Genomic DNA, 9,199 nt, shown 5'->3' with positions numbered 1-9,199 from the left:
CACCACCCCGACGGCCCCGCCGCCCGAGTCTCCCAGGGTCTGGTGGTCATCCCGACGGACGGCGCGACGAGGGAACAGCGCGCGAAGTACGAGGAGTACGCGGAGCAGCGCATGCCGCGCACCACCGCACCCCAGGGCCCGGCCCGCCTGATGTTCGCCCCCGACCTGGTCGGCACCTCGCAGGACATCGCCGAACGGCTCTACGCCCACGCGGCCTTCCGCGAGATCGACGAGGTCGCCTTCGCCCTCCCCTTCACCTTCGACCACGAGGACTACGTCCAGATCCTGACGGACATCGCCACGAAGCTGGGCCCGGCGCTGGGCTGGCGACCGGTTGACTGAGGCCTGACCGCCCCACTGCGTGCTGCGCGTCGACGGCCGCGAGTACCGAGTCGACCAGCCCGGCGACGGGCCGCCCGTCACCCACGTCGATACGGTCCAGGCCCAGCGTGCCGATGTCGTCGATCATGAGCGCCTGATAGCGCTCCGTGCGGGCGAGGAACTTGTCCATCAGACGCTGTTCCTCGTCCGCCGCCGTCTCGTAGCGTCCGGCCGTGTGTACCCGGGCACGTACGACGGCGTCGTCGGCGGTGAGCCACACGGCGGCAGTACGCGGGACCTCCAGCTCCGCGACGCGCACGGGCCAGAGCGCCGATCCCTCCAGGACGAGGCCCGTCCCGCCGCCCTCAGCCGCGCGCTCCATGATCAGGTCCTCGATGCGGGACCACAGCCGTTCGTAGTGGCCGAGGACGGACGTGATCAGCTCATCGACCGTGAGCGACGCGTAGTGCTCGGCGACGTGTGCCGGCACCTCCCGCTCCGGTGTCCTCCAGGGCCGCCCGGGATGCCGCGCCAGCCCGTCCGTCGACAGACACCCGAACCCGAGCCGCTCCGCCACCGCCCGGGCAACGGTCGACTTCCCGACGTTCGACGTCCCGCCGATGAGGATCACTCGTACATCGCGCATACCGACGACGGTACTGATTCCGGAGGACGGATCATGTGTTGGTCAACGGCACGGCGTGGGGAGCAACTCGTTGTTGGCCAGGGCGGTCTGGAAGGACGTCCAGGTGGTGGGCTGGACATGGAGGGAGGGGCCGGTGGGGTTCTTGGAGTCGCGTATGGCGATGGTGGTGGGGATGTTGGTGGCTATTTCGACGCACTCGGCCACAGGGTCGCTGTAGCTGGACTTGCGGTACTTGAACGCAGGCATGGCTCACAGTTCCTTACGGAGCTTGTGGAGAAACGACACGGACTCCTGCTGGTCGAGGGACCGTTCGGCGATCATTTCGAACAGTTCATCGTAGGCTGCGGCGCCCTCTCCTCCCTCCACCCATCGCTGTGCGAAAGGGGCTTCCACGTAGACGATGTCCATGGCTCCGGGTTCGGTGAACGAGATGATGTTGAACGAACCGTTCAGGCCGAAGTGCGTACCCGCGTTGAACGGGTAGATCTGCAGGTTGACGTTCGGCAGGTCGGCCATTTTCGCGAGGTGGTCGAGCTGCTCGCGAGCCGCTTCCGCTCCGCCAGGGAAATTTCGTAGCACCGCCTCGTAGATCACCGTCCGCAGCGAGAGCGGGGGGTCGGCGGAGAGGCGCTGCTGTCGTGCGAGCCGTGCAGCGACGAACTCTTCGTCGGGCTGCCGGTTCGCGGACGCTGCGGTGATGGGGCTGTTTCTCAAGGCCCGTACGTAATCCGGGGTCTGAAGCAGTCCGGGAACGAATGCGGGTTGCCAGACCTTGATCGCTGTTGCCGCACTCTCGAGTGTCACGTACTCCTGCATGACGCCGCGGATCGTGTAGTCGTCCCACCAGCCCCTGGCTTTACGGCGCTCACGGTCGACCCTCGCCAGCTCCAGGAGCCCGCCGACGGTGCCTGGGTCGTGGACGCCGTACAGCTCGCACAGGGCTCGGATGTCCGGGTCGCGCACCGGTACCCAGCCTCCCTCCAACTTGGCGATCTTCGCCGTCGAAGCGGAGAGCACCTGCGCGGCCTGGGGCTGGGTGAGGCCGGCCGCGGCGCGGAGTCTGAGGAGTTCGGCCCCCAGCCTGCGCCCCAGGACGCTGGATGTGCTGTTCCCTTGGCGTGCCTGACTTGCTGTCACTTAGCTGCTCCTTCAGGGCTGTGCGGGCTCAGTTTGCTGTGCGCGGGAAGGCGCACGCAACACGATCGGTGGATATCTTCCAGGTGGAAGTTGAAATCACGGGACCCCTGTCGCTACCTTCCGTAGTGAACTACTCGCAGAGCGAAGCCAGTTGCCCCTGGTGCTGCTCACCCCTGCCCGGAGGTGCGCGACATGGTCGCCCCCGCAGAGCCTGCCGAATGCCCGGAACCCGCACAGTCCGAGGAGTCCCAGCGCCTCCACCACGACCGCCTCGACTACACCCCGTTCCCGAACAGCGTCACCCTCGCGCGCCGCCGAGCCCACCGCCTGCTCACCGAATGGGGCCACCCGGAACTCGCCGCCGACACAGCCCTTCTGGTCTCCGAGCTGAGCGGCAACGCCGTACTGCACGGGAGCGTGCGTGACCGGCTCTTCCAGGTGGAACTGACCCTCACCGACCGTGCCGTACGCGTCACCGTCACCGACCCGAAGGGTGAGTCGCTGCCGAGACCGCGGGTGGCGGGGGAAAGCGACATGTTCGGGCGCGGACTGCTCATCGTGGGTGAGATCGCCGACCGGTGGGGTGTGAGCGAGCTGGCGGTCGGCAAGTCCGTGTGGTGCGAGCTGGATGTCGTACGACAGAAGCCGACTCCCCACTACGGTGGGCCCGGTGAGCCCCTGCCCCTGAGGAGGACGACGATGGCCGAACCGCTGAAGACCTTCGTGGGCGGCGTCGAGGTCGAGGTGCCCAACAGCATCCCCGCCATCCGCGCGGCCCTCCCGGAAGAGCGGCGGGAGGATTTCGACCGGGCCGTCAACGAGGCCGGAGTGCACGACATCCACGCCGTCATGCGGCACTGGATGCTGGAAGCCGTCCCCGACCCGGAGGCCGAGGCGCTGCTGGAACGGCTGGCCGCCGACGAGGCCGAGAGGCGGGGCGTCGCTTGAGCTACCGCATCGCCTATGCGCCGCCCGCCGACGACACCCTCGCCAAGATGCGGAATGCCGAGGCGTTCAGGGACGAGATGGCGCGGACCGTCGGCCGCGACCCGTACGGCCACGGGTCGACCGCCGTCCGGCGCGAGCGCGACCGGCGCGAGGCGACCGTCCTCGGAGCCATCGTCCTCTATTACGTATCCGGGTCCGTACTGACTGTGACGGTGGTCAGGCTCGTCCCTGGGCTGTGAACTCGTCCCTGGGCTGTGAAGGTGGCTCGCCACGGACTCATGATGCTGTTGGCGAATGCTCCGTCGTAGGGTCGCCGAGTGGCTCGCGAGTCCCAGCGACACACCGCTTTCACAGCGTGTCGCTGGGACTGAGAAGCCAATTGGTCTCATCTCCGGATTCGCCAACAGCATCACTCATCCGTGGGGAGTCACCTCGCCGCCGCTGCATCGCCGGCAGGGACTGAGACGGCTGTCTCTGAAGCACGGGCTGGGCAGCGGGTTAGGTTGACCGCGACTCACAAGCCGCAGATCCCTTGGAGGACGGATGCGTCGGAGACGTTCACTACGTTTGGCTTGCGCCGGAGCAGCCGGTGTTCTCGTCGCGGGGGCGGGATGCACAGAGCGTGCGGAACGGCCACCGGGACCGGCCATGTCAGCCGACGCTTGGTCCTACTTATCCACGGTGCTGGACATCATGGAGAAGCGCTCGCTTGTGCGTCACGAGGTCGACTGGGCGAGAGTTCGCAGCGACGTGTTCGCGCAGGCCGATGGTGCGCAGGACCCGGCAGACACGTACGGGGCGATCCGGGTGGCGGTGAACCTGCTGCACGAGAGGACGGTAGCCCGCGCGACGACGGCAAGTCCGTCGGCTGGCAGGGCGGCGATCCGGTGGCCAACAGTGACGCGCCGGTCGCGGTGTTGACCAGTGGTGCGACCGCCAGTGCCGGAGAAGCGGTCGTGGTGGCCTTCCACGGGCGGCCGGACACGCGTTTCTTCGGCGAGAGCACAAGGGGCGTTCCCACCGGAAACCAACCCCACCGCCTCTCCGACGGAGCCGTTCTGAATCTCACCGAAGCCAAGGACGCGGACCGCACGGGCCGCACGTATGACGCGCGCATTCCTCCGGACGAGGAAGTCTTCACTGAACGGCGCACCGTGGGAACCAGCCGGGACCGGGTCCTGGAGGCAGCGAAGAGCTGGCTGGCTGAGCAACCGGCGTGTCGGTGACCCCGGACCGGTGGCCGGCTCCAGGGTCTGCCGCCAGGTTGCTTCGCCGGGCCTGGCAAGCGGACAGGGCACACCCCGCCTGACCAGCCATGGCATGGCGCCGGCCACGTGACCGGGCCCCCAGGCGGCCTCTGCCTCGAACGCCTCCCGATCCTCCATGGGTCTCCCCACGCGCGCGTCCTCCCCGCCGCTCGATGGCCCGGTGGTCTGCCGGCCTCATCCTGTCCGTGTCGGGGAGGGCCCGGGAGTTACAGGGCAGGGACAGAACCGGGACAACTCGGCGCAACCGTGTACCACCCGCCCGCGTCTCCGACCGTGCCCAGCGGGAATGCCGGGCCAGAGTGCGACGGGGAGTGACGAGTGAACCGATCCAGGGGATGTGCGAGACGGGTGTCCCAGATGGTCGCCGCGGGGCTGATCGCGGGACTGGTCGTGGCCTGCGGGCCGAAGGACCTCGATCCGGGAGAGGCGGCGGAAAGCGGGAAGCCGGGCAAGGCCAAGACCTCGGAGCCCGCGACCGCCACACCGGCGAAGACGCCCGACGGCCCGGCGAAGACACCCGGCACTCCCGCCAAGACCCCCTCCTCGAAGCCCAGTGACAAGGCGCCCGGGGGCGGCAAGGCCCTGACCTGCGAGCAGTTGCAGAACGCGTCCCTGGACGGCGGAGGGCTGGACGGGTACGGCATTTCGGGAGCCGCTCTCAGCGGAGGGCGCTGGGAGGGCGCGGACGGTGTCGTGATCGAGCTGCAGCCGCAGTGCGACATCGGTGACGTCACCGGGGACAGCGCGCCCGACGCCGTGGGTGCACTGAAGATCTCGACCGGGGGCACCGGGAGGTTCTACACGCTGGTCACATGGCGCAACGACGGCGGCACCCCCGTTCCCGCGGCCGCCGCCGAGCTCGGCGACCGCACGCCCGTGGTCTCCATCGACATCCCGTCCGCCGGGGGACCGCGACAGGTCACCGTCGTCTACCGGACCCGCGGCGACGACGATCCGGCGGCCGTCGTCACGATCACCCGGACCGCCGTGTACGAGGTCAGCCCGCCCGCCATGGTCGAAGTGAGCCACAGCGACGCCCCGTACACGCCGTAAGGAAACCCGGCGAGGAGCACTACGCGTACTCGCCGAGCACCTCCCGCACGGCCCGCAGCCCCACGTCCGCGAGGACGTGGCCCTTCTCCCGGTAGTGGTGCTCGGCCACGAGTCCGAAGCACAGGGCCCACCCGCGCCCCCGCGCCCAGGTCGCGTCGTCGACGTCGGCCGCCTCGCGGAACAGGGCGCGGGTGTCCGCCGTGAACTGGGTCCAGGCCGGCAACAGGTCGCACGCGGGGTCGCCGACGCCGAGGCCGCCGAAGTCGATGACCGCGGTGAGGCGGCCCGCCCTGGTCAGGAGGTTGCCCGGGAGGAGGTCGGCGTGGACCCAGACCGGCTCGCCGGTCCACTGGGGGAGCCGCAGGGTCTCCTCCCAGGCCGCGGTCGCGATGGCCGCGTCCACTGTGCCGTTCGCGCCCAGGTCGCGGATCGCGGCGCGGACCTCGCCGTCGTTCGCGCTCACCGGGCCGCCCCGGAAGGAGGGCGGCCCGTCCGTGGCGTCGAGCCGCCGCAGCGCCGTCACGAACCCGCCCAACTCCACGGCCGCACGCGGAAGATCGGTCACCGGGGCGTCCTGTGCGTTCTCGCCGTCCAGCCAGCGCAGCACCGACCACGGCAGCTCGTACCCCTCCCCGGGCACGCCCTTGCCGAGCGGCTCCGGCACGGCCAGCGGCAGGTGCGGGGCGAGGCGCGGCAGCCAGTGGTGCTCCTTCTCGGCCTGGTCGGTGCCACCGGGCAGCCGGGGCAGCCGTACGACCATGTCGTCGCCCAGGCGGTACATGGCGTTGTCGGTTCCGGTGGCGGGCGCCCGGGTGATCGGTAGTCCGGCCCACTGCGCGAACTGACTGCTGATCAGCCGCCTGACGAGGGTCTCGTCGATGTCGAGCTCGTCGGGGTGCAGTTTCGCGTCAGGGGTCCTCGTACTGGAGGAGTGGGACGACATGGATCTCCGTATGGTCGTGTCCGGGCTGTCGGGCGGCGGCGATGGAGCGTATCCACGCCCGCCGCCACGTGACCACGGAAAATTTCCGGCCGCCCCGGACGCGTACGGTGAGAGGAGAAGCGACCATGGCTGAGCTGCCGTTCTTCGTGTACGGCACCCTCCGCCCCGGCGAGCACAACCACGACCTCTTCCTGCGCGGCCGTACGGAGTCGGAGGAGCCCGCCCTGATGCGGGGGCTCGTCCTGTACGACGGCCCGGGCTACCCGTACGGCGTGGAGGAACCCGGCGGCCTCGTGGCCGGCGAGGTGGTGACGGCGCGCCCCGAGGCGTACGACGCACTGCTCCGTGAACTCGACCGCCTGGAGGACTACGCGCCGGGTGACCCCCGCAACCTCTACGAGCGGGTCGAACGGGAGGTGACCCGCGCGGACGGCACCACCGTACGGACCTGGGTCTATGTGGCTGCCCCGACCGTCGCCGCCCGTCTGCGCACCCGGGGCAAGCTCATCGAGAGCGGGGACTGGAGACTCAGGTGAGCCGTACGGGCACGACCACGGCTACGCCTCCACCGCCTCCACCGCATTCACCGCCTCCACCCGCACCGCGCACGCCTTGAACTCCGGCATGCGTGAGGTCGGGTCGAGCGCCGGGTTGGTCAGGGTGTTGGCGCGGCCCTCGCCGGGCCAGTGGAACGGCATGAAGACCGTGTCGGGGCGGATGGCGTTGGTGATGCGCGCGGGAGCGACCGCGCGCCCGCGCCGGGAGACCACGGCCACCGGGTCGCCCTCCGCCGCCCCGAGCCGCTCGGCCAGCCGGGGGTGCAGCTCGACGAACGGGCCGGGCGCGGCGGCGTTCAGCTCGTCGACGCGCCGGGTCTGGGCACCGGACTGGTACTGCGCCACGACCCGCCCGGTGGTGAGCAGGACGGGGTACTCGTCGTCGGGCTCCTCGGCGATCGCGCGGTGCGAGACGGGCACGAACCGGGCCCGCCCGTCCTCGGTGGCGAACCGGTCGAGGAAGAGGCGGGGGGTGCCGGGGTGGACCGCGGTGTCGGTGGGCTCACCGTTGGGGCCATCGTGCGGTGCGCCGAGCGAGGCGCCCTCGGGGACGTCCGCAGGACCGTCGGCCGGACTGTCGGCCGGACAGGGCCAGAACACCCCGTTCTCCGCCGCCAGCCTCCCGTACGTGATTCCGGAGTAGTCGGCGGGCCCGCCCGCGCTCGCCCGGCGCAGTTCCTCGAAGACCTCCTCGGGGTCCGTCGGGAAGCCCTTCTCCACGCCGAGCCGGGCGGCCAGTTCGTGCATCACGTGCAGATCGCTGCGGACGCCCTCCGGCGGGGTGATCGCCCGGCGGCGCAGCAGCACACGGCCCTCGAGGTTGGTCGTCGTGCCCGTCTCCTCGGCCCACTGGGTGACCGGGAGGACGACATCCGCGAGCTCCGCCGTCTCCGAGAGGACCACATCGCACACCGCGAGGAAGTCCAGCGAGCGGATCCGCTCCTCGACATGCGCGGCACGCGGCGCCGACACCACCGGGTTGGAGGCCATCAGCAGCAGCGAGCGAATGTCCGTACCCAGCGCGTCCAGCAGCTCGTACGCGCTTCGCCCCGGCCCCGGCAGCGAGTCCGGGTCCACGCCCCACACCTCGGCGACATGCCGCCGCGCCTCGGGGTCCGTGAGCTTGCGGTAGCCGGGCAACTGGTCGGCCTTCTGGCCGTGTTCGCGCCCGCCCTGCCCGTTGCCCTGCCCGGTCAGGCAGCCGTACCCGGACAGCGGCCGGCCCGGGCGCCCCGTCGCCAGGCTCAGATTGATCCAGGCGCTCACCGTGTCGGTCCCCTTGGACTGCTGCTCGGGTCCCCGCGCGGTGAGCACCATGGCGGCCTCGGGCTCGCAGAAGAGCCGTACGGCTTCGCGGAGCTCGGGAACGGACACTCCCGTGATCCGCTCCACGTACTCCGGCCAGTGCGCCATGGCCGCGGCCCGCGCCTCCTCCCAGCCGCTGGTGCGTTCGCGGATGTACGCCTCGTCGGTACGGCCCTCGGCGACGATCAGGTGCAACAGACCCAGCGCCAGCGCGAGATCGGTACCGGGGCGCGGCGCCAGATGCAGGTCGGCCTGCTCGGCGGTACGGGTCCGGCGCGGGTCGACGACGATCAGCCGGCCGCCGTTCTCCTTCAGTTCGGTGAGGTAGCGCAGCGCGGGCGGCATCGTCTCCGCGAGGTTCGACCCGACGAGGAGCACGCAGCCCGTCTTCGGGATGTCCTCCAGCGGGAACGGCAGCCCACGGTCGAGGCCGAACGCCTTGATGCCGCCGGCTGCCGCCGACGACATGCAGAAACGGCCGTTGTAGTCGATCTGCGAGGTGCCGAGGACGATGCGGGCGAACTTGCCCAGCGTGTACGCCTTCTCGTTCGTCAGCCCGCCCCCGCCGAACACGCCGCACGCGTCCGGGCCATGCTCCGTACGCGTGCGGCGCAGCCCTTCGGCGATCCGGTCGAGTGCCTCGTCCCAGGTGGCGGGCACGAGCGTGCCGCCGGAGCGCACCAACGGGGAGGTCAGCCGCACGTGGGACGAGAGCACCGCCGGCGCCGTACGGCCCTTGCCGCACAGCGCGCCCCGGTTGACGGGAAAGTCCGGTCGCTCGACCACCGTGACGCCGCCCGCCGGCTCGGGCGTGAGGTTCATCCCGCACTGCAGGGCGCAGTACGGGCAGTGGGTCGGCGTCACGGAGGTCTGCATACCGTTCAGCGTGCGCGGGCGGTGTTACACGCCGGAACGCTCTCGGTTACACCCCAGGCACGGGGACCTCCCGGTGCAGCGGGGAGTGGAGTGAGGTCGGCATTTCCTCGCCCCCGCCGCCCCTACCCGTCCCATCCCTGGGGGC

At 70.5% G+C, this 9,199-nt stretch carries 10 protein-coding genes and 2 pseudogenes; 7 read left to right on the top strand and 5 right to left on the bottom strand.

The features are described 5' to 3' along the window. Positions 1-342 (top strand): annotated as a pseudogene (locus tag FNH04_RS35275) (LLM class flavin-dependent oxidoreductase); the annotation flags it as partial. On the opposite strand, the gene FNH04_RS35270 reads toward FNH04_RS35275, so the two are convergent. The 3 genes from FNH04_RS35270 to FNH04_RS35260 are packed head-to-tail and all read right to left on the bottom strand — an operon-like array spanning position 254 to position 2,104. Beyond that, the gene (locus tag FNH04_RS35270) at positions 254-967 is read right to left on the bottom strand and encodes an AAA family ATPase (RefSeq protein WP_152789922.1); all 714 of its coding nucleotides are present in this window, start codon (positions 965-967) and stop codon (positions 254-256) included. The pseudogene FNH04_RS35275 and the gene FNH04_RS35270 overlap by 89 nt on opposite strands. 42 nt (positions 968-1,009) lie before the next feature. Continuing rightward, complete coding sequence (locus tag FNH04_RS35265) at positions 1,010-1,213, bottom strand: DUF397 domain-containing protein (protein WP_152789921.1); 204 nt, start codon at positions 1,211-1,213, stop codon at positions 1,010-1,012. A gap of 3 nt (positions 1,214-1,216) precedes the next feature. Further along, entirely contained in the window at positions 1,217-2,104 is an 888-nt protein-coding gene (locus FNH04_RS35260; protein ID WP_322724757.1) for a helix-turn-helix domain-containing protein, read from the bottom strand. Positions 2,105-2,296: 192 nt separating this feature from the next. On the opposite strand from FNH04_RS35260, the pseudogene FNH04_RS49530 reads away from it, so the two are divergent. The 5 genes and pseudogenes from FNH04_RS49530 to FNH04_RS35235 all read left to right on the top strand — a co-directional run. After that, positions 2,297-2,686 (top strand): annotated as a pseudogene (locus FNH04_RS49530) (ATP-binding protein); the annotation flags it as partial. A gap of 117 nt (positions 2,687-2,803) precedes the next feature. Beyond that, positions 2,804-3,052, top strand: coding sequence for a hypothetical protein (locus tag FNH04_RS35250; protein WP_152789924.1), 249 nt, complete (start codon positions 2,804-2,806; stop codon positions 3,050-3,052). Beyond that, the gene (locus tag FNH04_RS35245) at positions 3,049-3,291 is read left to right on the top strand and encodes a hypothetical protein (protein ID WP_152789920.1); all 243 of its coding nucleotides are present in this window, start codon (positions 3,049-3,051) and stop codon (positions 3,289-3,291) included. Before FNH04_RS35250 ends, FNH04_RS35245 begins: the two co-directional genes overlap by 4 nt. A 648-nt stretch (positions 3,292-3,939) precedes the next feature. Further along, positions 3,940-4,278 carry a S41 family peptidase gene (locus FNH04_RS49150; RefSeq protein WP_322724756.1) on the top strand — a complete coding sequence of 113 codons (339 nt, stop codon included), beginning with the start codon at positions 3,940-3,942 and terminating at the stop codon, positions 4,276-4,278. Between the two features lie 399 nt (positions 4,279-4,677). Next, the gene (locus tag FNH04_RS35235) at positions 4,678-5,373 is read left to right on the top strand and encodes a hypothetical protein (protein WP_152789923.1); all 696 of its coding nucleotides are present in this window, start codon (positions 4,678-4,680) and stop codon (positions 5,371-5,373) included. Positions 5,374-5,392: 19 nt separating this feature from the next. Here the strand turns inward: FNH04_RS35235 and FNH04_RS35230 are convergent, their stop codons facing one another. Next, the gene (locus tag FNH04_RS35230; RefSeq protein ID WP_152789919.1) at positions 5,393-6,316 is read right to left on the bottom strand and encodes an aminoglycoside phosphotransferase family protein; all 924 of its coding nucleotides are present in this window, start codon (positions 6,314-6,316) and stop codon (positions 5,393-5,395) included. A gap of 125 nt (positions 6,317-6,441) precedes the next feature. Here FNH04_RS35230 and FNH04_RS35225 point away from each other — a divergent pair, with 125 nt between their 5' ends. Beyond that, positions 6,442-6,852 carry a gamma-glutamylcyclotransferase family protein gene (locus FNH04_RS35225; protein WP_152789918.1) on the top strand — a complete coding sequence of 137 codons (411 nt, stop codon included), beginning with the start codon at positions 6,442-6,444 and terminating at the stop codon, positions 6,850-6,852. 21 nt (positions 6,853-6,873) lie between these two features. Here the strand turns inward: FNH04_RS35225 and FNH04_RS35220 are convergent, their stop codons facing one another. Then, positions 6,874-9,054, bottom strand: coding sequence for a molybdopterin oxidoreductase family protein (locus FNH04_RS35220; protein WP_152789917.1), 2,181 nt, complete (start codon positions 9,052-9,054; stop codon positions 6,874-6,876). Positions 9,055-9,199 lie beyond the last annotated feature (145 nt).

The organism is Streptomyces phyllanthi, assembly GCF_009377205.1.
Lineage (GTDB): Bacteria > Actinomycetota > Actinomycetes > Streptomycetales > Streptomycetaceae > Streptomyces > Streptomyces phyllanthi.
Note: the sequence above shows the minus strand (reverse complement) of the source record. Positions and strands in the feature narration are given on the sequence as shown.